At 40.3% G+C, this 24,440-nt stretch carries 30 protein-coding genes and 2 riboswitches; of the genes, 14 read left to right on the forward strand and 16 right to left on the reverse strand.

Features of this window, described 5'->3' with window-relative positions:
- Positions 1-344: 344 nt before the first annotated feature.
- A complete protein-coding gene (locus ACNJYY_RS19900) occupies positions 345-854 on the forward strand; it encodes a DUF2628 domain-containing protein (RefSeq protein ID WP_416729836.1) in 510 nt (169 codons plus the stop codon).
- 43 nt (positions 855-897) lie between these two features.
- On the opposite strand, the gene ACNJYY_RS19905 is transcribed toward ACNJYY_RS19900, so the two are convergent.
- Together ACNJYY_RS19905 and ACNJYY_RS19910 are read right to left on the reverse strand one after the other, a co-directional pair.
- Positions 898-1,269 (reverse strand): hypothetical protein, encoded by a 372-nt coding sequence (locus tag ACNJYY_RS19905; RefSeq protein ID WP_416729837.1) that lies wholly within the window; start codon positions 1,267-1,269, stop codon positions 898-900.
- 288 nt (positions 1,270-1,557) lie between these two features.
- The gene (locus ACNJYY_RS19910) at positions 1,558-2,532 is read right to left on the reverse strand and encodes an NAD(P)H-dependent flavin oxidoreductase (RefSeq protein ID WP_416729838.1); all 975 of its coding nucleotides are present in this window, start codon (positions 2,530-2,532) and stop codon (positions 1,558-1,560) included.
- Between the two features lie 210 nt (positions 2,533-2,742).
- Positions 2,743-2,828: riboswitch (cyclic di-GMP riboswitch) on the forward strand.
- 28 nt (positions 2,829-2,856) lie between these two features.
- Here ACNJYY_RS19910 and ACNJYY_RS19915 point away from each other — a divergent pair.
- The 4 genes from ACNJYY_RS19915 (at position 2,857) to ACNJYY_RS19930 (ending at position 5,727) form a co-directional block, all read left to right on the forward strand.
- Complete coding sequence (locus ACNJYY_RS19915) at positions 2,857-3,000, forward strand: anti-repressor SinI family protein (protein WP_416729839.1); 144 nt, start codon at positions 2,857-2,859, stop codon at positions 2,998-3,000.
- A 99-nt stretch (positions 3,001-3,099) separates the two neighbouring features.
- Positions 3,100-3,420 carry a helix-turn-helix domain-containing protein gene (locus ACNJYY_RS19920; RefSeq protein ID WP_416731917.1) on the forward strand — a complete coding sequence of 107 codons (321 nt, stop codon included), beginning with the start codon at positions 3,100-3,102 and terminating at the stop codon, positions 3,418-3,420.
- Between the two features lie 178 nt (positions 3,421-3,598).
- Positions 3,599-4,642 carry an STAS domain-containing protein gene (locus ACNJYY_RS19925; protein WP_416729840.1) on the forward strand — a complete coding sequence of 348 codons (1,044 nt, stop codon included), beginning with the start codon at positions 3,599-3,601 and terminating at the stop codon, positions 4,640-4,642.
- Positions 4,643-5,424: 782 nt separating this feature from the next.
- A complete protein-coding gene (locus ACNJYY_RS19930) occupies positions 5,425-5,727 on the forward strand; it encodes a hypothetical protein (protein ID WP_416729841.1) in 303 nt (100 codons plus the stop codon).
- Positions 5,728-5,794: 67 nt separating this feature from the next.
- Here ACNJYY_RS19930 and ACNJYY_RS19935 read toward each other — a convergent pair whose 3' ends face one another.
- The 7 genes from ACNJYY_RS19935 to ACNJYY_RS19965 all read right to left on the reverse strand — a co-directional run bounded on the left by ACNJYY_RS19935 (position 5,795) and on the right by ACNJYY_RS19965 (position 13,288).
- Entirely contained in the window at positions 5,795-6,448 is a 654-nt protein-coding gene (locus ACNJYY_RS19935; RefSeq protein WP_416729842.1) for an NlpC/P60 family protein, read from the reverse strand.
- A 173-nt stretch (positions 6,449-6,621) separates the two neighbouring features.
- Complete coding sequence (locus ACNJYY_RS19940; protein WP_416729843.1) at positions 6,622-7,491, reverse strand: DUF6843 domain-containing protein; 870 nt, start codon at positions 7,489-7,491, stop codon at positions 6,622-6,624.
- 102 nt (positions 7,492-7,593) lie between these two features.
- Positions 7,594-8,307 carry an ABC transporter ATP-binding protein gene (locus ACNJYY_RS19945; protein WP_416729844.1) on the reverse strand — a complete coding sequence of 238 codons (714 nt, stop codon included), beginning with the start codon at positions 8,305-8,307 and terminating at the stop codon, positions 7,594-7,596.
- Complete coding sequence (locus ACNJYY_RS19950) at positions 8,304-9,467, reverse strand: ABC transporter permease (RefSeq protein ID WP_416729845.1); 1,164 nt, start codon at positions 9,465-9,467, stop codon at positions 8,304-8,306. The genes ACNJYY_RS19945 and ACNJYY_RS19950 overlap by 4 nt, the downstream gene beginning before the upstream one ends.
- Entirely contained in the window at positions 9,437-10,666 is a 1,230-nt protein-coding gene (locus tag ACNJYY_RS19955; RefSeq protein WP_416729846.1) for an ABC transporter permease, read from the reverse strand. Before ACNJYY_RS19955 ends, ACNJYY_RS19950 begins: the two co-directional genes overlap by 31 nt.
- Positions 10,667-10,966: 300 nt before the next feature.
- Positions 10,967-12,592: a hypothetical protein gene (locus ACNJYY_RS19960; protein WP_416729847.1), complete on the reverse strand. Its 1,626-nt coding sequence runs from the start codon at positions 12,590-12,592 to the stop codon at positions 10,967-10,969.
- Positions 12,593-12,787: 195 nt separating this feature from the next.
- Entirely contained in the window at positions 12,788-13,288 is a 501-nt protein-coding gene (locus ACNJYY_RS19965; protein WP_416729848.1) for a sigma-70 family RNA polymerase sigma factor, read from the reverse strand.
- A 731-nt stretch (positions 13,289-14,019) separates the two neighbouring features.
- On the opposite strand from ACNJYY_RS19965, the gene ACNJYY_RS19970 reads away from it, so the two are divergent.
- The 3 genes from ACNJYY_RS19970 to ACNJYY_RS19980 all read left to right on the forward strand — a co-directional run bounded on the left by ACNJYY_RS19970 (position 14,020) and on the right by ACNJYY_RS19980 (position 15,044).
- Positions 14,020-14,238, forward strand: coding sequence for a DUF1659 domain-containing protein (locus ACNJYY_RS19970; protein ID WP_066398669.1), 219 nt, complete (start codon positions 14,020-14,022; stop codon positions 14,236-14,238).
- Between the two features lie 41 nt (positions 14,239-14,279).
- Positions 14,280-14,495, forward strand: coding sequence for a DUF2922 domain-containing protein (locus tag ACNJYY_RS19975; protein ID WP_066398672.1), 216 nt, complete (start codon positions 14,280-14,282; stop codon positions 14,493-14,495).
- A gap of 369 nt (positions 14,496-14,864) precedes the next feature.
- On the forward strand, positions 14,865-15,044 hold the full coding sequence (locus ACNJYY_RS19980; RefSeq protein ID WP_066398675.1) for a DUF2187 domain-containing protein: 180 nt from the start codon (positions 14,865-14,867) through the stop codon (positions 15,042-15,044).
- 84 nt (positions 15,045-15,128) lie between these two features.
- Here the strand turns inward: ACNJYY_RS19980 and ACNJYY_RS19985 are convergent, their stop codons facing one another.
- Positions 15,129-15,743: a hypothetical protein gene (locus ACNJYY_RS19985; protein ID WP_416729849.1), complete on the reverse strand. Its 615-nt coding sequence runs from the start codon at positions 15,741-15,743 to the stop codon at positions 15,129-15,131.
- Positions 15,744-15,904: 161 nt separating this feature from the next.
- Here ACNJYY_RS19985 and ACNJYY_RS19990 point away from each other — a divergent pair, with 161 nt between their 5' ends.
- Positions 15,905-16,045 carry a YpzI family protein gene (locus tag ACNJYY_RS19990; RefSeq protein ID WP_082861516.1) on the forward strand — a complete coding sequence of 47 codons (141 nt, stop codon included), beginning with the start codon at positions 15,905-15,907 and terminating at the stop codon, positions 16,043-16,045.
- A 272-nt stretch (positions 16,046-16,317) separates the two neighbouring features.
- On the opposite strand, the gene ACNJYY_RS19995 is transcribed toward ACNJYY_RS19990, so the two are convergent.
- The gene (locus tag ACNJYY_RS19995) at positions 16,318-16,821 is read right to left on the reverse strand and encodes a DUF1648 domain-containing protein (RefSeq protein ID WP_416729850.1); all 504 of its coding nucleotides are present in this window, start codon (positions 16,819-16,821) and stop codon (positions 16,318-16,320) included.
- 146 nt (positions 16,822-16,967) lie between these two features.
- Between ACNJYY_RS19995 and ACNJYY_RS20000 the strand changes: the two genes are divergently transcribed.
- Positions 16,968-17,339 (forward strand): VOC family protein, encoded by a 372-nt coding sequence (locus ACNJYY_RS20000; RefSeq protein ID WP_197221603.1) that lies wholly within the window; start codon positions 16,968-16,970, stop codon positions 17,337-17,339.
- A 49-nt stretch (positions 17,340-17,388) separates the two neighbouring features.
- Here the strand turns inward: ACNJYY_RS20000 and ACNJYY_RS20005 are convergent, their stop codons facing one another.
- Entirely contained in the window at positions 17,389-17,649 is a 261-nt protein-coding gene (locus ACNJYY_RS20005; protein WP_416729851.1) for a carboxymuconolactone decarboxylase family protein, read from the reverse strand.
- Positions 17,650-17,655: 6 nt separating this feature from the next.
- The gene (locus tag ACNJYY_RS20010) at positions 17,656-17,835 is read right to left on the reverse strand and encodes a hypothetical protein (protein WP_416729852.1); all 180 of its coding nucleotides are present in this window, start codon (positions 17,833-17,835) and stop codon (positions 17,656-17,658) included.
- A gap of 324 nt (positions 17,836-18,159) precedes the next feature.
- On the opposite strand from ACNJYY_RS20010, the gene ACNJYY_RS20015 reads away from it, so the two are divergent.
- The 3 genes from ACNJYY_RS20015 to ACNJYY_RS20025 all read left to right on the forward strand — a co-directional run bounded on the left by ACNJYY_RS20015 (position 18,160) and on the right by ACNJYY_RS20025 (position 20,681).
- Positions 18,160-19,338, forward strand: coding sequence for a S8 family peptidase (locus tag ACNJYY_RS20015; RefSeq protein ID WP_416729853.1), 1,179 nt, complete (start codon positions 18,160-18,162; stop codon positions 19,336-19,338).
- A 132-nt stretch (positions 19,339-19,470) separates the two neighbouring features.
- On the forward strand, positions 19,471-19,686 hold the full coding sequence (locus ACNJYY_RS20020; protein WP_416729854.1) for a hypothetical protein: 216 nt from the start codon (positions 19,471-19,473) through the stop codon (positions 19,684-19,686).
- A gap of 64 nt (positions 19,687-19,750) precedes the next feature.
- A riboswitch (SAM riboswitch) is annotated at positions 19,751-19,858 on the forward strand.
- A gap of 154 nt (positions 19,859-20,012) precedes the next feature.
- Positions 20,013-20,681, forward strand: coding sequence for a sulfite oxidase-like oxidoreductase (locus ACNJYY_RS20025; protein WP_416729855.1), 669 nt, complete (start codon positions 20,013-20,015; stop codon positions 20,679-20,681).
- 66 nt (positions 20,682-20,747) lie between these two features.
- On the opposite strand, the gene ACNJYY_RS20030 is transcribed toward ACNJYY_RS20025, so the two are convergent.
- Complete coding sequence (locus ACNJYY_RS20030) at positions 20,748-21,002, reverse strand: hypothetical protein (RefSeq protein ID WP_416729856.1); 255 nt, start codon at positions 21,000-21,002, stop codon at positions 20,748-20,750.
- 176 nt (positions 21,003-21,178) lie between these two features.
- Here ACNJYY_RS20030 and ACNJYY_RS20035 point away from each other — a divergent pair, with 176 nt between their 5' ends.
- The gene (locus ACNJYY_RS20035) at positions 21,179-21,370 is read left to right on the forward strand and encodes a hypothetical protein (protein ID WP_137791032.1); all 192 of its coding nucleotides are present in this window, start codon (positions 21,179-21,181) and stop codon (positions 21,368-21,370) included.
- Between the two features lie 51 nt (positions 21,371-21,421).
- Here the strand turns inward: ACNJYY_RS20035 and ACNJYY_RS20040 are convergent, their stop codons facing one another.
- Entirely contained in the window at positions 21,422-23,353 is a 1,932-nt protein-coding gene (locus ACNJYY_RS20040) for a vWA domain-containing protein (protein ID WP_416729857.1), read from the reverse strand.
- A gap of 65 nt (positions 23,354-23,418) precedes the next feature.
- The gene (locus ACNJYY_RS20045; RefSeq protein WP_416729858.1) at positions 23,419-24,303 is read right to left on the reverse strand and encodes an AAA family ATPase; all 885 of its coding nucleotides are present in this window, start codon (positions 24,301-24,303) and stop codon (positions 23,419-23,421) included.
- Positions 24,304-24,440: the final 137 nt, after the last annotated feature.

The following is a 24,440-nucleotide window of genomic DNA, read 5'->3' on the forward strand; positions in this document are numbered from 1 at the left end:
AAGATTAAAAAAATAGGTGAGAATCCTTTTTGTTCTTTATACAAGCCTTTGTTCTTTATATAGAACTTATTTGTTTTCAATATAGCAGGAGTTGAAAACCTTGTCAATTCTTGTTTCTTTTGGGTATTTAATTATTCTTAAAGAAAGAAAGGAAAGGTTAAGAGTGATGTGGTTTTTTAGTTTTTGTTTTCATTTAAGAACAGTTGTGTTTCAATTTTAGTGGCTATCTCCCAATTTAAAATCTTATTGTGTTTTAATTTTAGAATAAAATGGAATATATTCCTGTAGCTGTATTTGATATAAAAATAGATACAGTTAATAAAATATAAGAGGAGTTATATAGATTGGAGCCGTTCACTGAAACTAATACGAAGTATTCCAATTTCGATGGAGTTATGGATGCAAGACAGGAAACAAAACTTATAGAGTTTGTTGGAGAGAAAAAGAAGGATTATTACTTAAAGAAGTGGCAAAAGGATAATAGTTTTAATTGGGCTGCTTTTTTCTTAACGCTCTTATGGCTTGGTTATCGAAAGATGTATACACCCATTCTTCTTGTCTTAGCTGCTTTTTTTGCCATCGATATCATTTTTCTTTTAATGGAAATTGAAGGAACACTTATCAATCGATCTCTAGGTGCCGCTCTTTCTGGCTGGCTAGGCATTGGAGGTAACCTTCTGTATAAAAAGCATGCGCAAAAACAAATTAGCATGATTGAGCAAGGTTCAATCAGCGATAAAGAAAAGATCCATGAAATTCGCAAACGCGGTGGAACTAGTAAAATGGGTGTTTTTCTAGCAATACTAATGATTTCGGTTTATGTTGCACCCGTTTTTCTTATTTATAGTCTTTAACAAAAAAAGAGATAACCTATTTTGTGGTTATCTCTTTCCTCAACTATGAGAAGATTCTTTCCTTTTTGTTTATAATCTGGTTAAGATGAGTTTTTAATAGAACCGCTTTTTCCACAATTCCCTTTTCAAACTCCTCAATTGTAGTTTGATCACCCTTGCTTTTGACTGGCTCTATATTGATAATTTCCTCAAGTTGCATACGAGAAACATCACACTCTTTATCTTCACCCATTTTTTTCATAAAAATAAATGTATCCATGTCTCGATAATTTAATTCGATTTCAATCGCAAGTTGGTCATTTGTGTATAAGAAGGTTGTCTTCCAACTCCCATCTGTATCGATCGGTTCAGAAAATCCATAATCATGTATTAAATAGTTAAAACTTTCTTCCGTAATAGATGAGAATAAATTCATGGTAACACCTCCACTATAATTAGCATTTCAATTTTAATTGTATTGTAAGGAATCCCTTACAGTTTACACGTTTTCTTAACATAAAGATATTACCTAATACTTTCTCTCTCATTCAGTTCAGTCCTCTTTTTATCTGATGAATTATCTTGTTTTTATTTGGGGTCTGACCCCAAACAAAAACAAAACCTTATAATTTGTCCACTTCAGAAGGACAACATAAAACATCCCCCAAAAACTATGTTTATGCACATAGTTTTTGGGGGATTTAGTTCTAAAGGACTATTAAAATCAAGGAATTATACTAATAGCTTCCTTTGTATGTAACGCATTTTTATATTCAGCTTTAAGGTCATCTACTACTTCCTGGATGGTAGAAACTTGCTTCACACTGCCTACACCTTGTCCCGCTGACCAAATGTCTTTCCAAGCTTTTGCTTTTGATTCAGAAAACGAGAGATCGATGGAATCTATTTTCATCAAGTTTTCGACATCAAATCCCGCTTTTTGAAGGGATGGAAGTAGGTAGTTTCCTTTTATTCCACTAATCGCGTCTGTATAAACAAGATCCTCAAGTGTAGAATCTATCAACATTTGCCGGTAATCTTCGCTCGCTGAAGATTCTTGAGTCGCTATAAAGCGCGTACCCATGTATACGAGGTCTGCTCCAAGAATTTTGGCAGCTAGTATTTCTTCACCTGTAGAAATCGCCCCAGCTAGAATCGTCATTCCATCCCAGAATTCTTTTACTGCTTTTAAGAAAGCAAATGGATTTAACGTTCCACCATGACCACCTGCTCCACTGCACACGAGTATTAATCCATCGATGCCAGTCTTAGCAGCCTTACGGGCGTGATCAAGCGAGATAACGTCAGAGAATACGAGACCACCGTATCCGTGTACGATTTTGGCCACATCACTTGGATTCCCTAGAGAAGTAATTACCACTGGCGGCTCATATTTTTTTATTAGCTCTAAATCTTCTTCAAAACGTTTATTCGTACGGTGAACAATTAAGTTAACACCCCATGGAGCTATCTTTGCCGAAGGATCTACTTCCCTAGCTTTACTTAGCTCTTCTGAGATATGTTTCATCCAATTTTCTAATAGATCGGAGGTGCGTGCATTTAATAAAGGAAACGTCCCTATAATTCCGTTCTTGCAGCTTTCCAACACCATATCAGGACTTGATACAAGAAACATCGGGGCGTTAATCACAGGTAAACTGAGTTGATTCGACAAATTCATTGGCAATTTATTAGGCAATTTATTCATCCTTTCAGTAGTAAAAATTCGTTTAATGAGTATTTATAATGAATAATTTCAACATAACCCGCATCATTCCTCTAAAAAAGTTTTATAGGGGTCAAATGAGATTTTCATATATTACATTTTTGTTACAGTCATTTTCTGACAACATTTTCTATTTAGCTTGGATATAATCAATTTGAGTTAGGGAATATTACCCAATTGTCCTCCAGACAAGGGCAAACACATTCGAAAGAAGCGGGCGCAAAGCCACGGGTCTAAGGCTAAAAAGCTACGATCGCCGGGTTACCTGGATATCACTTAATTCTGGAGGGATTCTTAGTGGAAAAGGCATTTCAGTTAGATCACGAGTGGATTGAATTGATGAAAGAAGCTAGAGATCAGGGTTTCACTAAAGAAGAGATTATTCGTTTTTTACAAAACCCACAATTAATACTAGAAAAATATCAATTGCAAGGAAATTAATTCAGTGAAATAGTAAGCAAGTCACAGAATTTATTTACTTACCTCATACAGAAAGATATAATGAAAGCAAATTATTTCTTAAAATGGGGATTGCAAATGATAATTGGTGAGCGAGTTAAAAAATACCGTACCGAAAAAGGCCTCTCCATTACAGCTTTAGCTGACAGAGCAGGGGTTGCTAAGTCTTATATAAGTGCTTTAGAACGGAATATACAGCAAAATCCATCAATACAGCTTTTAGAAAAAATTGCGGATGTGTTGGATATTTCTGTTGACCACTTAATTAAGCCAGAAGTTGACACAAAAAACTTAGACCAGGAATGGGCAGATTTAGTAAAAGAAGCCATGGGTTCTGGTGTTAGTAAAGAGCAGTTTAAAGAGTTTCTTGAATTTAACAAATGGAAAAACAAACAAACCTAACCACCTGATAGCATCAGGTGGTTTTTACGTTGTTAAATTATTTGTGGGTGTCTTCGTGGAATGTACATATTATGGGTTTTGTATTTGTGAGGGGTCAAACCCCACACGAATGTTTAATGTTAATTGAAATAGGGTACGGGAAAAGGGTGTCTACTATTTTTGCTATGGAGGATTATAAATGAAGCATTCGCCAAACGAACTAATGGATTCTCAAAAAAGTGTAGATGTTAATGGTTCTTCTTTTCATTGGGACACAGCTAAAGGTATTTTTCAATTTGAAGGCCAAGATGTAATGCTGTTTTGGATTGATTCAGCATTCAAGGTATTCCTCGATTCCATTGAAGAGATCACAGGAGAAGGAACCGCGGACCTTGTTTACGAAACAGCTGGGTATCGGACAGGGTTAATCGTTAGTGACTTTTACATAAGAACGATTGGAGATATTGAAATTTCCGCTGAATCATTACCTGCCATTTATGCATCAGCTGGTTGGGGAAAAACATACATAGAGCTTGATGTTAAAAAGAAAAAAGCGATTATTACGATTACGAACAGCTGGGAAACGAAAGTGAAAAAAGCGCAGAACAGCGAACGCATGGGTCGTTTTTTACCTGGTCACTGGGCTGGCGTTTTCACTGGACTCTTTCAAACCAACATGTGGTATGAAGTTTTGGAAAACGAATCAGACCCTACCACGCTAAAATTAGCCATTTCAGAATCACATATAACACCAAAAGATAATATCCGCGATCTCGTTCAACGAGAAGAACAGCATGAAATCATGAAGCTTGAAGCTATGGTTGAAGACCGAACAAGAGAGTTAACAGATCTCATTCGCGAGATTTCCTCTCCGATCATTCCAGTAACTGATCACATCGTAGTTATACCTTTAATCGGAAAATACAATGAGCTTCGTTCAAACGATATGTTAGAGCATACCCTGACTGCACTTCCACAACACCGTGCTAAATTCGTGATCTTAGATCTTACAGGTATCAAGTCTATTGATACGGAAATGGTAGGTATGTTGAACAAGCTTGTTTCTTCTGCCCGACTGTTTGGAATGGAAACATTGTTGGTCGGGATCTCACCTGAATTGAGTATGGAAATCACTAAACACCAATATTCTCTAGGAGAAAGTACATATTTTAGAAACTTGAAGCACGCCATCCACTTTGCTTTTGCGAAGGAAGGAATGCACATACAAGAACCTACCAAGTGATAAAAATCCACGCTGCAGCTGCAGTGTGGATTTTTCGTTTTCTAATTTTAAATTGTAGTTCTTCGGTGTATTTCTGAGAAGAACAAATTGAAGGGATTTGTATTTGTTTGGGGTCAGACCCCAATTTCTTAAAATCTCAACGTTCGTCTAAGCAACTTGTCTGCCTCTACATATGATATACAGAAACCGAAACCAATTGGAAGTCGGTATCAATTTGTGAGGTGAAACAATTAATGTGTAACAAGTGTGGAAACTACGACCACTGCAAACATGAGAAGCACGAGAAGCATGAGAAAGTTGAGAAGTGTTACAAGAAAGTAGAATGGGTTTGTGAAGAATCTTCTTCTTCATCCTCTTCATCCTCTTCGTCCTCTTCTTCATCCTCTTCTTCATCTTCTAGCTACGAAGTGTTGAAGTGCAAGAAGTTCAAAAAAGCTAAGAAAAAGCATCATCATTGCTGCTGCGATCCTTGGGCAAGAATCTTGTTCTAGGATAAGAATTAGAACAGAAGCGCAAACTCTGGTTTGTGCTTCTGTTATTTAATATTCGTCTACCATTTTTCCTTGTTTCAATAGACTTAATCCTAATAAAAACATTTTTCAAAAAAACTTCTCTTAATATTTATAAAGCTTTAGCCGATAAAGAATAAAGGACTATTTATTTTTCAAAACCTGTTAGCTCAATATTCTAAAGCAAAGTAGTTAAATCCGTTTTATAAACAGCCTGAATACCCACTCACTTAAATACTATTCTAATTTACTTTTATTACGGAGGCTTTTCATATGAACAATCAAGTTGGAGTTAAGTTTACATATTATCGCATGGGAACGACCATTTCTATAATGACAGACTTTGATAACATGGATGATCTATTTGAAAAAGGTCTAGAACAAGTAGCCCTAGATTGTATAGATGAAGTGTACAGAGCAACAGAATTTGATTTAACCAAATTATCTCAACCCTATCCTGCAACTCAATTTTGTTTCTTTTCAGAGTTAAGTTACCATTCAGATCAGTCCATTACTGAAAAGAATAAAATAAAAGTTATCAACACTAGAAGTACAAATAATGAACTAGTCTATTAATAGTTATGTGTACATAAAAAGAGGAATAGCCTCTACAATTGCAGAGCCATTCCTCTTGGATAATTATTTATAGACGTTTCGTTCCTAAATAACGCGGCTTCCAGTAGCTGTTGCTCATATCTGAAATGGTTACTCCTGTTGATGAACCAGCGTGGATAAACTTCCCGTTTCCGATATAGATACCCATGTGTGAAGCTCCAGAAGTAGTCGTTGAGAAGAACACGAGATCTCCTACACTTTGAGCTGATACTCGATATCCTGTGTTACTCCACATATCTTTCACTGTGCGTGGCAAAACGATATTGTGAGAGTTTTTAAAAACGTAGTTGATATAACCCGAACAGTCAAACCCAGCAGTTGTTGTCCCACCCCACTTATATGGAGTCCCTTGAAAACGTTTTGCATAGTCTACTAGATACGGATTATTAACATTATAGACTCCTAGTTTGTTAAAAGTACTGCGGCCAGCAATCCCGTCCGCCGTTAAACCTTTTGCACGCTGAAAGCTCATTACCGCACTCTTAGTATATGATCCGAAGTATGTCGTTGCCGAACCGCTATATGTAAAATAACCTTTATCTCGCAAAATTGTTTGAAGTGTTTTCACATCTGAGTGTGTCATTGTTGGACGAAGTGTCTGATCTCCAATATTTGCAAACGCCTGTAGTGGCGACAATAATAAACTAGCTCCTAGAACTGATGTAACTATCCATTTTTTCATTATTTATCCCAAACTCCTTTGATTTTCCAAGTAATCTATTATTATCCTACAATAAATAGTAGGACTTGTGTTTTACGCTTCGGTTACGGAAAATAGGAATTTGGTCTTCTTGTAAAATCTCGTCGAATTTAGTATTGTGCTAAAATGTTTATTTTTATAAATACTCTCTTCCTTTAATATCCAAAATCACCAAGGCCTTCTCGCTGCAGGATTTCTTCTATTTCAAGACTACGATCCTCTCCATACATATTTCCATTTATATAAAAATCATCTGTACATCCATTCTTTTTAACAGTAATATTTGAAAAATGGAACTCCTGTTCATCATTTGAAATAGAACCCGAACTACCTATGTGAACACACTTCTCATCAATCTCTACTTTTTGACCATTTTTATCTACAAAATAATATTTATTTTTAATCGTTCCCTCTGCTTGAGGTAACGAAGTAAGAGCATAACCATGATCGTTTACTTGTATCACGTTATAGTCTCCCATCTTTTTTGCTACTGGCTTTTGCTTTATGTTATATATTACAGTTACTTTACCCTCGTAATTAGCTGGAATAAGATAATATTCATGTGTTTCTTTTTCCATCCACTTGTCCAATAAAAATGACGAATAAACAGCAAGGACCACAATAACAACTACAACAACACCATTCACTACCCCTATTTTCCAATTAAATGGATTTTCTTTTCGTTTTTGCCATTCTTCCGATAAGAAAAAAAGAAAGGCACATGCAATAGCAAAAAGGTTTAACCCTTCAATAATAAAGAAAGTAATAAAGCCAAAGAAAATATGTAAAAAACCTGAGATGAAAAATTGAGATTTACGACAACTTTTTGTAATCCAATCAATCAGAATTGAAACAGGTATTGCATAAAAAAAGTTTCCCACCAAAGTAAAGAATAATATTATCAACAGGATAAACAAATCTTCTGAGAAGCCATAATCATAAATAATATAAAAACTCAGCAAACCGGGTAGTAAAAAAGCTGAGAAAAGCGCTGAATCAATTTTCCTTGAAAGATTTTCTGACAAAAAAACCACCTCCTATGTGAAACTCTTCACATACTTATATTAGCACTTTTCTTCTTTGGTTGGAATATTCAGGATAAAAAAAGCCTGCCCTCTCAGCAGACTTCATCCAACGATCTCTCCAAGCGTTTCCGCGAAATTTTCAGATTGTGCAACGGAACCGAACTGTCTCACTTTTTGTTTTGACCCGTAAAATAATAACTCTCCTTCTTTTAGAATTAAAAAAGAAGTACATAATGTTTCGAGCTCTTGCGCGTCATGACTGGAATAAAGGATTGTCTTCCCTTCCCTACCCAGCTGCCGCAAATCATTTACGATCTCTTGCTTTGCGGATATGTCGATTCCGACTGTGGGTTCATCCAGAATCAAAAGGTCCGGGTCATGAAGCATGGCAATTAAGATGTTTAGCTTTCTCTGGTTACCACCGGACAGATGCTTCACTTTTTTATCGAGGTGCTCAGCCAGTCGCCACTCCTCGCAGCGCTGCATCCATCTTTCTTCTGACGATCCTTTCGCTAACTTTGAAAAAAATCGTAAGTTTTCGCGCGTTGTCAGTTCATGATAGACAGCTATTTCTTGCGGTACGTAACCAATTCTCTGTCGAATCTTCTTTTGTTCTTTCCTTACATCAAGCCCATCGATCTGAATCGATCCGCCAGATCCTTTCATAAGGGTCGCGAGGATTCTCAAAAGCGTTGATTTACCTGCACCGTTCGGGCCAACAACGCCGACGGTTTCTCCTTTTTCGATAAAGAAGTTCATTTCTTTTAGTACTTCTTTTCTACCAAACTTCTTTTTCAGATTTTCTGCTGCAATCAAGCGTTGTCACCTGCCTTTAATGTTGAAAGTACGTATAAAACGATGCTTAGACCTACGAATATGAATGGAATCATAAGCGTTCCTTGGTTTAGAGAGGATACGATCCAATATTGCGGCGTCCATTCTGCAGCGCGTTGTAAAAAGCTTGATAGCTCATCGCTCGGGAAGAAAGTTCCGCTTAGAAGCGATGTGCACAATACGACAAAGAGTGTGATCGCTTGCCATGTGCGGTTGCTATGCACGAAATAAGCAAACAGAAGAGATAGTGCGTTTAGGAATAAGACGTAGCCGATCAAGCCAAAAATCGTTGCCGCGTTTAACTGTAACTCATCTCTCCACCAGCCATAACTAAACAATAATACGAGCAATGTTATCTGCAAAAGTAACACGCCTAATGCGTTTCCGAACCAGTAAGTTGAAAATCGGCCGGCTGCGTAAGGCACTCTGGACCGCATACCAGATTCTCGGTCTTTAATCGGCCAGCTGTTATATAAAAAACTAAACAACATGAGAAGAACGAGCATTCCTGGAACATAGATCGAAGCGGCACCGCCAGAATCTACTACCGATGATTCTCTCGTTACCCCAACTTTATAGTCAACCGTCATAAGAGGCTTCGGCTCCCAATGCTTATCGCTATAGGCCCAAGCATCTTTCCAGACTGCAGCTTGTTCCTTAGCATCTAGCTTCTCACTTTTTCCGTATGTTTTTAATACCGTATTGGCGCCATACGAATTACTCGATAGCCGCTTCACTTCACTTGCGAAAATCTCACGCACCAACCCATGAGAAATCGAACCTGACGAGAGCCACATCGTCACGAGCTCATCTTCATCATTTTTCTGTATGCTTTCCATAAACCCTTCAGGTATAAAGAAACCGATGGCGGCTTTTTGCGTCTCGATCTGATTTCGCGCATCCTCTTCATTCCGAACACTTACCGCTACAGCTGGATTTTTACTCACTCGTTCTACAACTGTTTTCGAGTATTCCGTTTCATCCTCATCCACGATCACAACAGGAATCTTGGTCGCGTTACTTGTTTTTTCAACGGACATGTCTAAGAAAATCAGCACGAGAACCGGAACGATGAGTCCCAGCCAGCTCCACGGACTTTGAAGCAATAATTTTATACGTGTAATGGCAATTGTCCAGACCATGGCAACCTCTTCTTTATTGTGATAAGCAGCAAACTCACTGCCCAAATGATGATTGAAAAGCTAAGTAAGACGAGAACAGACATCCAGGTTTCGTTCCCCACAAATAGTGTTTCAATTAGTCCGCTGTGTGCGTGATGCACGATGTTAAGCATACTTACGCTCCGCCACACTTCCGGAAGATACGATAGTGGCAGAACACTTCCGCTTGTAGCAATGAGTCCCATTGCAAGGATGATTCCCGCTCCCCATTTTGCTGCGTTACGAACAAAAAGTTCCTGACAAAGCGCGAATAGAGATGCGACGCTGAGGCAGTATGCTAAAAGTATGAATGTCGCTGTGATGCTCCACGTTTTTGTTAAAGCATAAAATAGTAGAGTCAAAACAACACTTTGGATGACGAGCAGAAGGAAAACGGATAGTACATTGCTAAAAAAGAATATGCCAGACCTTATCCCTTGTAGCGTTAGTCTTTCGTGCAGTGCGGTTTGTTCACTTCTTGCGGTTAAACTCATACCAAACAATCCGCCAACGAGTAACAGGATCAACACACCAGATAAGCTGTAATAGTCGATTGTTGTGACTCCGCCGAACGCACTTAGCGTTTCCGTTTCGTAAATCTTGTTTCTATTCAATGCTTGCAGTGTAAAATCCGTGATAACCGTGTCGCGGTATGCACGGAATTCTTCAGAACTTAAGTCCATTTTCCTTAAATAATGAAAAGCTGCGTTCGCTCCACTTTGTGCAGAAGAGATCAAGTTGGCGTTTGACACCATCACTTGCTGAAGGAGTTTTGCTTGAAAAGGCCGTTCAGGGTTTCCAATGACGGTTACGGGGATATTTTTACCGCCGCGAATCCCTTTAGTAAATCCATCCGGTACGATCACCATGCCCGCGATCTCGTTGTTAGCCAGCTTTTCACTCGCGGTTTCTGCATCTGTTTTTTCAAAGGTTAATACGTTTTTTAGTTCTTCTGAGTTCTCATACTGCTTCATGAGCAATTTGGTTTCAAACGTGTTATCTTCATCTACGATCGCTACGGCAAAAGGCTCTACCCACTGCTTTTCTTCAAGAAGTGGTTTTAGCCCGAGATACGTGATTCCAAGTAAAAGAATGGGAAACAGCATCATGGCAAACAGGGGAAAAGGCTGCTTTAGCCAGCATTTTACCGTTAGATGGGCAATGAGTAGCGTTTGCCTCATAGTGTCGTTCCTTTCGTTTAAAATTTCGAGAAGGTTCGTGGCTGAGAACGGCTCAGAACATATACCCCTAGGGGCATTGGACTGGTTGAATCCATAAGTTTTGGCTATTTATCCACGAGTTTTGCCTGTTTATCCAGAAGTTTTAGCACTTTATCCAAAAGTTTCGACCGTTTATCCACGAGTCTACAATCCTCGACGTATTTCGCGCCCGGCCGACTTCCTTCAAATACCCTACTTAGTTAGAAAAAAGGACAAAGATCAACTTTATCTTAAGTTATCTCTGTCCTTCTTATTATCATTCTATTGGAACATTTGAGCGTTTTCACCGATAAATTTCTCGATGTTGCGTTGAATGTCTGACATCATCGTCATCATTTCAGCGTCACTCATCTCAGCAACGTTTACTGCTTTTCCTTCTGAAAGCTCAGGGAATTTCAGTTTATCGCCGAACGTTGTTTTTGTTTTGATGTTTAATCCAACGTTGATATCGCCCATTGTAGCGTCGTTACCAACTAGTGTTACTTTGTAGTCGTGGTTTGCAAAGTCTTTATCAAGGTTTTGGTCACCTTTGTGCTCGATCTCAAGCGTCACGTCTGGAAGTTCCATTGGAGAATCGCCAGCAGGAACAAGATTAGCCGTCCATTTTGACTTCTTATCTGTACCTTCACCTTTAATTTGGAACCCGATACCTTCTGTTGTACCGTTTTCAGTCATCTCGAATTTCGCTTTAATGTCGCGCTTCTTTCCGTCTTTCCCTTTTGGTTCGCTTTCCATTTTTACATCAACAAGCAATGTTTCGCCTTCAGGACCTGCGTTAAGAACCCAAGAAGAGTTCGTTACATCGCCCTTCGTCCAGCTTTCAGACTTGTAGTTCATCGGAACCGCTTCTTCACCGTTCGCACCTATCTTCATCGTTACGTTACGGCTTACTACTTTATCATCGCCATCGATGATAACCACTTGCTTCATTCCACCTGGAATCTGTACGTCATCTTTAATTCCTTTTTTCGCATCAGCTAGAACTTTCTTAAGTTCTTTTTTCGCGTCTGCTTTACTCATGCTGCTAGTCGGTGCTACCATGCCTGTTTGAAGTCCGCCTTGCAATGCTGATTGTTCAGCGATCGCATCTAGGATATCATCGTCTTTTTCAATTTTTTCAACAAAGTTTACAAGCATTGTCTTTGTTTCTTTTTCAGAAAGAGAAACCGTTAACTCGCGAAGCTTCTCACCCTTAAAATCAACATCGTCTTTTAGCTTTACGTTTTCATCTTTCACGCTGTCCGCGTAAACTTTTGCAAACTCTTCGAACGCTTCATCACGAGCGTCTTCACTTAGGTCGCCATCTACTGCTTTAAAGAAGTTCTCAAGCTTTTCCATACCTTGGTACGCTGGGTCGAACTTACGCATCACGTCACCGAACTTGCTGTTTTCGAAGTAAACGTTCTTATCGTAAGCTGCAGGTACGTTTACAGCCGTTTGTTTGTTGTTTTGATAAAACTCAGCATTCACTAAGTCAGAGTCGTTCATCGTTAATGCCATTCCCACAGATCCTTCTTCTTTCTTCGGATCATGCTGTGTTGTTACTTTGAATTCGCTGTTTTGTAGAACAGAACCAATCATCGCTGCTTCCATTCCACCTGCTCCAAACATCGCCGGGTCAACATCTACCCCAACGCTCGCTTCAGACTTATACGCTTCTTCCATTTGCTTTTCAGAAAGTGCTAGCGCGTCTCCAAAGCTGTCTTCAAAAGATTCGTTCAGTGCTTTAAATGTGTTCATCTCGGATTTTAAATACAATTCACGCGGAGATAGATCAACGAACATCGCATATGCAGTTGCCCCGATTGCAAGCACTGCGATAATAGCTAGCCCAATGATCAACGGTCGTTTCTTGTTTCCAGTACTCTGATTAACTTGTGTTTCCATCGTTTAATTGTCCCCCTCTTAATAAATATATAAGCTTTGTCCTACCAACTTATTACACTGTTATTCTAAAAAAATAGCAGCTTATTTCTCTATTGGCTATTATGGGTAAAAAAGGAATTTTTTCGCCCACAGTTTTCTACTATACCCTAATTCCAAAATTATATCCATCAAATCACGTAGTAAGAAAGTTTGATTTTATTTGGCAGCTAAAACTGTACGAAGCTTCTTTATTGCCGCTTTTCTCCAAGATTTCACTGCATAGAGAGTGACCCCAAACGTTTCTGCAATCTCAGCTTCCGTTTTCATATGAAAGACACGATGTACGACCCACCGCTGCTGATTCTCTGTGAGATGCATCAGATAGAGGTTCAATGTTTCGTCTTCTAAAAAAGGAATGTGGTCTTGATGGGATAGCTGTTGAAAACTTATCGAATTATGCGGATCATGCGTGACCTCTGCCTCCTGCCTCTTCATCTCGTTTCGCAACTCTTGTAAAATACGCCCGCGAACATGGATAAAGGCGAACGAGGAGAACTGCCCTTTTTCCGGGTTGTACGTTTCATAAGCTTTCCAGAGTCCGAGTAAACCAGCTTGATAGTATTGATCAAAGTGGTTTGTGAGGTGGTAGCGTTTGATCTGGGATTTGATGAGTGGTTCAAACATTGCAGCAACTTCTTCAAACGGTGTGTTTTTCAAGGGAATCGTTCCTTTTGGAATGTGCGCACATTCGGGGAATTCCGCGGTATCTTCACTATAAATTGGAGGAGTTTTGTAAAACAAAGTGCAACTGTTGAAAAGTTGTATGGTAAACGATGCAGAACGACAAAAGTTGCCTGATAACTTTTGAATAGTTATCCACAATGCATGTGCAGAATTACGAAAATGGATAGATTTTTTGTGTGAAATGCAGGATTTTGAAAGATTCAGGTGTTGATTTTGAGTAAAACAATAAAAATTGTGGATAAGTGCTGTGGGTAGAATACTTTTGTTTAGGCTTCGTTGCTTGAGGGTGGTTGATTTCCGTTCCAGGTTGCTCGCTTTCCGCGGGGCAGGCGGTGAGCCTCCTGTCTAGTTGCAGTGACTAGCCCCTCGAGGTCAAAAGTTGAATGGTCAAAAAGGCAAAGTGCGCCTTCCTGGCCATTCACCTTTTGCTTGTCGGGTCTGGACGAGTCACTTCCACTTTTCGGACTGCCGCTTCGCGCCCTTAAGGGTCTCATCTGACCGCTTGTCCCGCAGGAGTCTCGCACCTTGCACTTCAAACAACTTATCAGTGATGCAGAACGTTTTTAGAGCACTATGTTAAATAAAAAATTCAATCATTTTATTCTCCACAAAGTAGGTTTTACACAACCATCTAAAAAGTTTTTAGCCACATGGCTCCTTTTCACTTCTCTCTGGAACTTATGATGTGAAAGGAGGTGAGGCACATGGCGACAGCAGCTTTGATTGATTCAGCAATGCGTTTGGAGCTTGATGGTGGTTTGGATGCAGACAACAAGCCGGTGGTGAAGTATAAGAACTTCGCTAATGTTAAGACCACTTCGACACCTGACCAGCTTTATGCGGTAGCAAACGCATTATCAGGACTTCAAGTGTATCCGCTTGTGATGATTAAGCGAAACGATTCCTTCGCGATCCACTCTTAAGAGTAGTGGCGCGGAAAATATAGAAGAAAGGAGGGATTTCAATGGCCAAAGTGCTTGAATTGCAGTTTCTTAACCAAGAGAACAAAACGGTAACCATCCGTCTGGATGCTCCGATCGAACCGGTTGACCCTGCAGCTGTAAACGCAGCGATGGACACGGTAATCGCACAAAACATCTTCACTTCTTCTGGCGGAAACTATACGAGCAAAAAAGGTGCGCGTATTGTTGATCGTGAAGTGAGCGAGATCGAATTATAAGAACGAACTTCTTTGAAAAAACTCTACAAAAAGCGACCGTAAAAATCCGTCTTCTGATGCAGTTGTTCAGAGGACGGTTTTTCCTTTCTGTGGACAATGTGGATAATGTGGATAAATCAGTGGATAGCTTTACTTTACTGAAAGCTTAATTTTCTATAGTTGTGGATAACTGTTGAATAACTTTCGTCAAGTCCATAGTTTGGTGATATTTAGTGAAAATTGGAAGCGTTACATAAAAGCGCTTTAATGGAAATGCTTATTTGCTTTCGCTATAATACTTAACAAATAGAAGTTTTTAAAAATAAAAGGAAAATTAGTCACAATTATGGTAAAATAGTACAAACATTAATTCACGTTGGAGGAAAAGGCATGGAATTTAAAATCGGTGATATTATTGAAACATTCGACGGCTTAAAAGGAGAAATTACTTCATTGTTGACCAACACCGCTGTTGTGGACTTTTCCGTAACAGAAAACTATTCAGAGCATTTTGAAGATGCGAAGCAAGTTGTACGTTTGAATGATATTAGACAAATCATAAATAGCTAGAACTTATTATATAGAAACTAAAATTTAAACTGACAAACAAAAACAGCTCTCTGTATCTCCACAGAGAGCTGTTTTTTCGTTTCCTTATAAGTTCTTTCGATTGTTTTGCGATGTCACTCCGACTGAAACGACGTTTGAATCATTTTCTCTTGTGTAAGTCGTTTCTTGTGCCGATCCAGTAGAATAGTCGTGCAGTTTATCGTTTCCAATCGGATTCTCTGCAATTTCAGATCCTGCTTCTTTTAATTTCGAACCGATATTGCCCAGTTCGCCTTTCGTTTCTTTTGCTGTCGACACCACATCACTGGAGATTTCTTTTAGTGTGTTGATGTTGCCGAATACGTCTTTATTGAGACGCTCGTATAGCGCTTGCGCATCATTGATCGCATCTTTCAAGGTGGTGCTAGCCGTTTTGAACTGGCTGATCATCTGATCTTTCACTTCACCTGGATTTTGTTTGACCTCTGTAATCATTTTGCTGGAACTATCCTTCAATCCTACCGCTGTGTTCTTCACTTTCGAACGCGTATTATAATCAATCAAGGCAAGTGCCCCACCAACGATACCGCCAATTACGATTCCTGTTAGCAGCTTGCTTTTTTGCGGATCTGCCACTCTCTCTCGTTGCGCTGTACCGTAAGCATCTTCAGGATACATGCCGTTTTCATATCCGTTTGTAGTGTTTACACTTTGTACCATTTTAAGTCCTCCTCGATTAATTTTTTTCGTAGTAAGGGGATTCCCTTTTCTCTAAAAGCTAAACGTTCGGGTAGGCTTTTTCGGGATATTTTCAGATTTTACATAAAAGTTTCTTTTAGTTCTCATACTAATGAAAATCTACTGTGATTGGAGGTTTTACTATGGGAAAAGATAGACAGGAGAAGAAGTTACGCGAGTCTGGACGCGTTGAATCTGACCGTGATCAAGACTTAAAATATTCTGGCGCTACTAAGATGGAAGGTCCTGATGAAGCGCGTGCACGCAACCATCAAGATCAGTAAACAAAAATTAGAGCAGCTCATTAAAAGTATGAGCTGCTCAATTTAGTCTCAGTTGTCGGTATGAGTCGAAAATTCGATAAAAAATTTTATCCGTGAAATTAAAATGCTTACCGTGAAATTTTGAAGCTTATCCGTGAAATTAATTCACATTACCAAACTATGAATAATAACTATCCTTATCCAGCGGACAAATAGCTATTATGTCCTCTAGGAAAAGACACACTTCATAAAAAAGAGAACTCTACTTCTATAAATGAAGTTCGTCCTCTTCTTTACTTCCATTTAATTGATCTTACAATGAAAAATGCGATTGAGCCGGTGATTCCTACGATAAAAATGGGAAGTACCCACACACTCAATCCTTCACTATCTCCTTTTGCAACTTTCGAGCATGCCCAAGTCATATAGACGAAGAAGATCAAGATTTCATTTTTCAGTACATTGATCATCACACGTGCGTTTTTGTATTGTCTCTCAACGTTTTCTTCTGTTAGGTTAAAATAATTGTAGATGTGCGGATATTTTTCTAACACGGTAAGCACTATCCACGTCACCGCTCCCATTACGATTAAAATCCACAGGTTGCTCTTACTTCCCCATCCATCTGGATCTCCGGCTGCGTTAAAGTGAGTAGGTACGGTGTCTGGTATAGCGGCCCAATCTGAGATCAAGCTCACGGTTCCCATGACAAGTAAGGTGATTGACGATATATCTAAAAAGTTTTCAAACCATGTTCTAGGTATCTGAAGTTTTGGTCGACCTTCATACATATTCATCTTCAACCTCCTCTTCTTCCTTCTCTATACGTTTTTTTTCATTAAAAAGTTTCGTTCAAAAATAAGGCAAGCGCGTGCTACTTTAGTTTGTAATCGGCGGAAAAGATATCTATAGTAAAATTATCAGATATTTTAAGGAGGATCTTATGAAACTTGGCGCGTTTTCTGTAAGTTTAAGTGTGAAAGACATCCACCGTTCAAAAGCATTTTATGAAAACTTAGGTTTTGAAACGTTAGGTGGCAACATCGAGCATAACTGGTTGATCATGAAGAATGAGGATACGGTTATCGGTCTGTTTCAAGGTATGTTTGAGAAAAATATCCTGACTTTCAATCCTGGATGGAACCAGAATGCAGAAAATCTTGAAAATTTCACTGACATTCGCGAACTGCAGAAGCAGCTGAAAGAAAGAGGAATTTCGTTATCGACAGAAGCGGATGTAACAAGTGAAGGTCCTGCCAGTCTGACACTTGAAGATCCAGATGGAAACCTGATCCTGATCGATCAGCATAGATAATACATACAATAACGTCCAGATCGCATGTGTGATCTGGACGTTTAATTTTTTATTCGTTTACTATTCCCATCGCGATAATGAACCAGTTGGCTCCGTTTTTACTTCCGATCTGGAAGAATAGCGCAATGATCTCTTCTTTTGAAAAATGTTGCTTCAGTCGGTTGTATAGTTCATCTGGCAGTTGTCCATGATATTCCATGATGTGATCAGCGAGTTCGAGAGCTAGCTTTTCGCGCGCTGATAACTCTGCGCCGTTTGCTTTTTTAATAGCTGCTTGTCTAGAGGACTCATCCAGAGTCCCATAATCCATGCTTTGTCAGTAGTCGCACCCATTGTTTGAGGCCGCTCGTAAGCGGAGCAATTCCATAAGTTCAGGTTCTAGTATGTCGTTCAGCGCTTTATCCATCTGCTGAAAAGCATCTAGAATGCCTGGTGCGTTCGCAAGGGTTTTCTTAAAGGGTGTTCCTTCAATATTCACTTCAGGTAAACGTGCCACTTTTTATCTCCTCCTCAAATTTCACTATTCATTTTTAGCTTACATGACTTCTCCAAAAGTTTACATAATTCTGTTTCAGGTCACGTCTTTATGTTACCTTTACAGATTCGTTAAGTAATGTTTACTATCTTAACCATATCTCAAGATAATAAAATAGTTTTACATGTTACGCTTTAACCATAGATATAAAGCCTCACGTTCAACAGTATAATAGTAAGTTATCATTATTTTCAGATAACAATAAAGGTTTTTGTAGAATGCTGTTGAATTCCTTACTATCCAAAGCCAAGTTCGCTTGGTAAATACATCTGAGGAGTGATTTTTATGTTAAAGCGTTTCGTGGCAGTTGCCGCATCTGTCCCACTATTAGTCTCTTTGGCTCTGCCAGCTTCTGCTGCCGAGTCAGGTACGAAGGAAGCTTCTTTTACACCATCAGCTATCCAGGAAGCTGCATCACAGGAAATTATTGTACACTTTAAAGATTCTGTTTCAGCTGCAAGTTCTATTGAACATACCGTTTCAAAGTTTGACGGTGAAGTTGTGGATGTGACGAAAGACTTTACCGTTGTTAAAGTTGATGGAAGCGTGGCAGATGCGCTTAAAAATTTCGAGAACCTCGATTCAGTGGAATACGCTGAACCAAACGTTACGCTCCATGCGAGTTATGTTCCGAACGACCCTGCATATAAGCAACAATACGCTCCTCAAAAAGTGGGTGCCGAGCAAGCTTGGGACACAACGCAAAGTTCATCATCTGTAAAGATTGCAGTAATTGATACAGGTGTTGATTACAATCACCCTGATTTAGCCGGAAAAGTAATTAAAGGTGCAGATTTTGTAGACGATGATAACGATCCTATCGATGAAAATGAACATGGTACACACGTAGCAGGAATCGCAGCGGCCAATACGAACAACGGTGTAGGAATCGCAGGTCTCGCTCCGAAAGCTTCTATTTTAGCCGTTCGTGTATTGGACGCTGAAGGCAGCGGTTCGCTAGATGATGTGGCACAAGGTATTCGCTACGCTGCTGATCAAGGCGCGCAAGTTATTAACTTAAGTCTTGGCGGTTCAATTGGCACACAGACGCTTCAGGATGCGGTAAACTACGCGTCGAATAAAGGTTCCGTCGTCGTGGCTGCGGCCGGTAACTCTGGTGTTGCACTGCCTAGTTATCCAGCCTACTATTCAAACGCGATCGCGGTTGCGGCTACAGATCAAAACGATCAAAAAGCTTCTTTTTCTAACTTCGGTACGTGGGTTGATATCGCAGCGCCAGGTGTTAACATCTATTCAACAACACCAAATAATCAGTATGCCAGTTTCTCTGGAACATCCATGGCATCACCGGTTGTTGCGGGTGTAGCTGGACTCCTCGCAGCTCAAGGTAAGAATGCATCACAAATTCGCGCTGCACTTGAAGATACAGCTGATCCTGTAACAGGCACAGGCACGTTGTTCCAAAACGGCCGGGTAAATGCAGCAAAAGCCGTTCAGCAATAATTTTTCAAGAAGTTGTTTCATAGCCTCTAGGAGTCTTTCTTTTTAAGACTTCTGGAGGTTTTTTGTTTAGAATCCGCTTTTCCATGAAAAACTATTATTAGAAACTCGTGTATAGAGCGGAGGATATCAACTATGTTTGGTCTAGGTAAGAGTAAGCAAAAGAAAAAAACGTCTCAAGGTTCTGGCAAGAGTGAGTCGACTGAAACGGAAAAAAGGCAGAGTGAAAAGGAAGCAGAAGAAAAAATTGTATACTTTTTCTTGATCAGCACGGCGCTTTTTGGAGTGGTCGTTCTGTATCTTGGCATTTCTCGTGAGATGTCTTTTGTGGCTGATCTCCTTTTGAGTTGATTTTTCATGTCCTGACTGTATAATAGTTGTAACTTTTAATATCGTTTTAAGCCGATTAATCGGTCTCTTATTTCGAGCAGGCGGAGGGAATTAGCCCTATGAAGCCCGGCAACCACCTATTTAGTTAGGCACGGTGCTACATCTAACAGTTTTACAGACTGAAAGATAAGAGGATGTGAACAAAACCATTCGTCCTCTTTTTTATAAAAAGAGGGCGTTTTTTTCTTGGGTGCTATTTTTCCGCCGAGCGCGAGCAACCTGGATCATCCAAAAGTATCTAGAAAAGCAGTATTAACTTTTTTACCGGCAAAGAAAGGATGTTATGTATGGACCTTAACAAAGCAGACCGCATTAAAAAGATGCGCGTCCCACAAGTCGATGGAAAGCTAGAAGATCGCTTGCCTCCAGGGCAGGTTGAAACAAAAAAGTTCCCCATCCTTCATGAAGGAGAAGTACCCCTTTATGATATGCAAAAATGGTCGTTATCTGTAGAAGGACTCGTAGGAAAACGTGTCGAATTTAGTTTTGAAGACCTCATGAAGATGCCTCAAACGACAGTAGTACGTGATATTCACTGTGTAACGAGATGGTCACGGTTCGACAATGCGTTTGAAGGTGTAAAATTTACGGATTTTTTAAAGCATTTTAATGTGGACCCTAAAGCAAAATATGTGATGGTCCACGCTGATTACGATTATACGACGAATGTTCCGCTACAAGATCTGCTGCAAGACGATGTGATTCTTGCACACTCGTTTGATGGCAAGCCGTTAACAGAAAAGCATGGATTTCCGCTTCGTCTCATCGTTCCCCATCTTTATTTTTGGAAAAGTGCAAAGTGGATTCGCAAGTTCGAGTTCTTAGAAGAGGATCAGCCAGGCTTTTGGGAGCAGAACGGCTTTCATATGTATGGAGATCCGTTTAAAGAAGAACGATTTTCGAGCGATGAATTCGAGATGCCGGAAGACGAGTGGAAAAAGAAAGAGTATGATTGATCACTTTAGAAATAGCGAAGGGGAAGATCGTTTATTTTCTTCCCCTCAGCATTTTAATCTCATTTTTTAAAGCTGAGATCTGATCTTGGATGTCTTCATCTGAGCTTCTTGTTCTTGCTGGTCTTTAAGATCGTTTGCTTGATCGATGTACACTTGTCGAAGAGCAATCGCTGCACTGAACGTTGCTAAAAAATCCCCCGCTGTCACAAGCGTCGAGGCGAGTAAGGCGAGTTCTGCAGCAAACGTGGTACCATCTTTATTATTTGCTAAATATTCTTCTTCTGCTTCAGCTAAAATGACGTCTACTACACGTTGATTCACATCATTCACTCCTAACACCTGAATTACTCATACTATATGCGTTTGCCCTGTATGCGGTGCCCGATGTTCCCTTTCATAATCTGATTTTCGAACACAATAAAAATCAGCTTTTTTCGTGATTTGTTCTTAATGTATAGGCATTTTGACCGATATTAACCTTATTAGGAGGTTTGGCGATGGAACAATGGCTGTCTTTTCGTATTCCGTTCGATATCATTTCCATTTACATCTTACTTGCCGCGATCGTTGTGGTCGGCATATTTTCAAGCCTGCTTCGGACGACCTTACCAGAGTGGTCTGTTAGGATCTTTAGCTACACAGGGTTTGTTGGAGTAATCTTTGCTTGGCTGAAGCTACTGGAATATTGATACATACATAAAAAACGCCTCGGGGTTAGCTGCCCGAGGCGTTTTGGCGTTTTATAATGATTTGAATAGCAGCTTACGAAGTACCGGCATGAGATAGTCGACAAGCTCTGAAGCGCTTGGCACGACTACGTTTTGCGGTCCATAGATGTTCTGCATCAACTTCTCTTCTTCCTCTGTGATCTCTCCGTTCGCGATGAACATACCGATCGTTTCGATCCCGAGCTTTCGTGTACGAGTGACCGCTTCGTGTGTATCGAGTACCCCATGCGATTCATAATCAAAAGCGGCAGGTTCACCGTCTGAGAAAACGAGTAGAATCTTTTGCTGCTCTGGTCGTTTTGCCAACTCTTCTCCCATACGTCGGATCGAATATCCGTCGCGGTTATCTTCTTGCGGCTCAAGCTGAATGATCGGCGCTCCCGATTGATGCAAAGAATTTCGGTAGGAGATCACTTCATGAAAATAGTTCGGCTGATCGTTACTTGAAGCATCTGCTGCATCTTCCCAAAATCCGACTACAGAATGCGGGATCCTAAGAGCTTTTAACGTTTCATGAAAAAGTACGATCCCTTTTTGCGTTTCTTCCATCTTGTTGAACATGGATGCCGAACAGTCGACGAGAAGCGTGAACGTCGTGTCGAGTTCTTGTTGAGATTCTTGTTTTTTACGGAAAAGTCTGGGGTTCTTTTCGGTTACGAGTCTTGTAAGCTTCTTTCCGAGTCTTCCAAAGTGCAGATCTTCTCTCGGAGCTGTTCGTTTGTGCTCCATCGTTTTTAAAAAGTTTTGTTTCAGCTGTGAAACGAATGGTGCGATCTCTTGGTTGTATTCGTCATACTGTGCGATTTCGTCGAGAGTTGCCGGTTTTGCTGGCACAAAATGTTCAGTGACGTTTTTGTTCACTTCTCCGTACGGGAAGTGTTTTGCAGAGTCAGAACCATTTTGGTTGTTGTCGGTTTCGGCTTCATGCTCGTTTTGAGTGTTGAAGTCGTTGTTGTCTGTACTTTTAGCGCTCGTTTGAACCGATCCGAACACCGCGTCACCACTCTCGGCTTCCCTCGCACCTTCTCCTAACAGATCCGTGTTTGTTCCTTGATCAAGATCCATCTGTAAAAACGAATCCTGCGGGTCAGATGTTTCATCATGCCAAGAGGAATGAGACTCTTTTTCTTTATCGTCTTTATCCTTGTCTGAGTCTTCATCTTTCGTGATCGTTTTCTTCGTTTTCGTTTCGTTGTTGCGTGTGAGGTCGTTGAAGTTTTGATCCGTTTCGCCGTTTGTATTGTTGTTTGGAGATGGATCGCTAAAACTGCGGTATGCGGTTTTCATATCGTTTAAGTTTGTATGTTTTTGTGTGATAGCAGCCATCTCGGTAATAATTGCCGCGATATCTTCAGTCGATTTTGCCATTGTAAGTCTTGTTAAAAGTGATCGCACTTCTTGATAGATTTCCTGCGTTTCTTGTGGCACGGCTACAAATCGTTTATTCGCTAAAAGGATGATATGGCAAAAAAGCGCATCAAGGGTACGCTTTTGCTGAATATGCTTTCGATACTCACGGTTGTAGTGAACCTGAAACGTTTCTTTTCGCAGCTTAAAAGCATGCATCATCCCCGGACGGTCGCTCACGCAGATCTGTTCTAATCGATAGTCTTCTGCAAAGAGAAGGACTTGCTTAAGAAATTCCCGGTGAGGATGGGATTTCAGCTGCTTCAAAGTGTCCCAGATCACTTGGTCGTCCGTGTGAAACTGAGTTCCATAGCTGCGCAAATAAACATCCGATTTCCAGCCTTCCAGCTGAATATTACGCGGGTACGGATTCCAGAACTGACTGACGTGTGTGATGCCGCTGTTTCGTTCGAGGTACGAGTGATACGAGAACGAAACGTCCATTTTATCCACTTTTGAGAGTGAGCGGGAAAGATCGATCAGTTGCATATGAACAAATGAATCGATCTTCGTATCCGCAAATACTAGGAATTTCATTTAGGGAAAACCTCCAAAATCGTCGTGGGAAATAAATTGTATGGGGTCTGACCCCATTTCCCAGCTTACGCGAACAGGGTTGCGGCTACGTTGGCAACGAGGGCGCGTTCACGCGCATCTTCAAGCTTGTCTGCGATGGCGCGCTGAATAGCGCGCTTCGCTGGCAGATAAACTGAAAGATCGGCCGCATCTAGCAAAGCACGAATGGATGCGGCATCTTCAGACAGATGACCCGCTTTCGCTTGACCGATCAGATCAGACGACAGCTGAACAAACTTGGATAGTACCTCTTCGTCTTTTTGCTGAGATTGGTTTTTCAGCATTTCTTTTAACGTATCACCTTGAATGTAAGGCACTTCAATCACAACAAAACGATTTTTCAACGCTTCGTTTAAAGGTACTGTTCCGATGTATCCCTCGTTGATCGCCGCGATGACATTGAAACCAGGCTGTGCTTTAACCACTTCGCCTGTGAACGGGTTGGCAATCGTACGGCGGTAATCAAGCATTCCGTTTAGGATCGGCAGTGTTTCTGGTTTTGCGATGTTGATCTCATCAATGTAGAGAAAATGGCCGTTCGCTGCGGCTCTTGTGACTGGTCCTGGAATGAACTCTATCTCTTGTTTGCCCTCGCTGTAGCTTAGCGTCTTATGACCAAGAAGCGCTTCAGCATCAAGATCGACAGAAGCGTTGACTTGGTGCAGAGGTTGTCCGAACACGTTCGAAAGAAGCTCTGCAAGCTTTGTTTTCCCTGAACCCGTCGGTCCTTTTAGCAATACATTTTTTCCAAGAGCCAGTGCGATCACCGCATCCTCAATCAACGCTGCGTCAGGTGCTGTATATCCAGGCTCTCCAATTAATTCTTTATATTCAATCGGTAGATTTTCTAATCGTTTCGCTGCATCTTGCTGCAGCTTTTCTTTTATTTCACTTGGAAGTTGGAGATTCATATCAAATTTCCTTTCTCTATCAGTGACTTTTATTAAAAATCACATTATCTATCAACAGTATTTCCACTTATTCGCTGTGTAAAGCCTTACACAATGTAACATTGTAAGCTTTTTCAGTGCAAGTACGTTGTTTGGTC

Origin of the sequence: Fictibacillus tiangongensis, from assembly GCF_048083785.1 — a bacterium.
Taxonomy (GTDB): domain Bacteria; phylum Bacillota; class Bacilli; order Bacillales; family Fictibacillaceae; genus Fictibacillus.

Excerpts from the sequence above, each read along its gene's own strand:
- ACNJYY_RS19905 (WP_416729837.1), bottom strand. The coding sequence starts at position 1,269 with ATGAATTTATTCTCATCTATTACGGAAGAAAGTTTTAACTATTTAATA.
- ACNJYY_RS19925 (WP_416729840.1), top strand. The coding sequence starts at position 3,599 with ATGAAGCATTCGCCAAACGAACTAATGGATTCTCAAAAAAGTGTAGAT.
- ACNJYY_RS19930 (WP_416729841.1), top strand. The coding sequence starts at position 5,425 with ATGAACAATCAAGTTGGAGTTAAGTTTACATATTATCGCATGGGAACG.
- ACNJYY_RS19935 (WP_416729842.1), bottom strand. The coding sequence starts at position 6,448 with ATGAAAAAATGGATAGTTACATCAGTTCTAGGAGCTAGTTTATTATTG.
- ACNJYY_RS19950 (WP_416729845.1), bottom strand. The coding sequence starts at position 9,467 with ATGGTCTGGACAATTGCCATTACACGTATAAAATTATTGCTTCAAAGT.
- ACNJYY_RS19955 (WP_416729846.1), bottom strand. The coding sequence starts at position 10,666 with ATGAGGCAAACGCTACTCATTGCCCATCTAACGGTAAAATGCTGGCTA.
- ACNJYY_RS19960 (WP_416729847.1), bottom strand. The coding sequence starts at position 12,592 with ATGGAAACACAAGTTAATCAGAGTACTGGAAACAAGAAACGACCGTTG.
- ACNJYY_RS19970 (WP_066398669.1), top strand. The coding sequence starts at position 14,020 with ATGGCGACAGCAGCTTTGATTGATTCAGCAATGCGTTTGGAGCTTGAT.
- ACNJYY_RS19975 (WP_066398672.1), top strand. The coding sequence starts at position 14,280 with ATGGCCAAAGTGCTTGAATTGCAGTTTCTTAACCAAGAGAACAAAACG.
- ACNJYY_RS19980 (WP_066398675.1), top strand. The coding sequence starts at position 14,865 with ATGGAATTTAAAATCGGTGATATTATTGAAACATTCGACGGCTTAAAA.
- ACNJYY_RS19985 (WP_416729849.1), bottom strand. The coding sequence starts at position 15,743 with ATGGTACAAAGTGTAAACACTACAAACGGATATGAAAACGGCATGTAT.
- ACNJYY_RS19990 (WP_082861516.1), top strand. The coding sequence starts at position 15,905 with ATGGGAAAAGATAGACAGGAGAAGAAGTTACGCGAGTCTGGACGCGTT.
- ACNJYY_RS19995 (WP_416729850.1), bottom strand. The coding sequence starts at position 16,821 with ATGAATATGTATGAAGGTCGACCAAAACTTCAGATACCTAGAACATGG.
- ACNJYY_RS20000 (WP_197221603.1), top strand. The coding sequence starts at position 16,968 with ATGAAACTTGGCGCGTTTTCTGTAAGTTTAAGTGTGAAAGACATCCAC.
- ACNJYY_RS20005 (WP_416729851.1), bottom strand. The coding sequence starts at position 17,649 with ATGGATTATGGGACTCTGGATGAGTCCTCTAGACAAGCAGCTATTAAA.
- ACNJYY_RS20015 (WP_416729853.1), top strand. The coding sequence starts at position 18,160 with ATGTTAAAGCGTTTCGTGGCAGTTGCCGCATCTGTCCCACTATTAGTC.
- ACNJYY_RS20020 (WP_416729854.1), top strand. The coding sequence starts at position 19,471 with ATGTTTGGTCTAGGTAAGAGTAAGCAAAAGAAAAAAACGTCTCAAGGT.
- ACNJYY_RS20025 (WP_416729855.1), top strand. The coding sequence starts at position 20,013 with ATGGACCTTAACAAAGCAGACCGCATTAAAAAGATGCGCGTCCCACAA.
- ACNJYY_RS20035 (WP_137791032.1), top strand. The coding sequence starts at position 21,179 with ATGGAACAATGGCTGTCTTTTCGTATTCCGTTCGATATCATTTCCATT.
- ACNJYY_RS20040 (WP_416729857.1), bottom strand. The coding sequence starts at position 23,353 with ATGAAATTCCTAGTATTTGCGGATACGAAGATCGATTCATTTGTTCAT.
- ACNJYY_RS20045 (WP_416729858.1), bottom strand. The coding sequence starts at position 24,303 with ATGAATCTCCAACTTCCAAGTGAAATAAAAGAAAAGCTGCAGCAAGAT.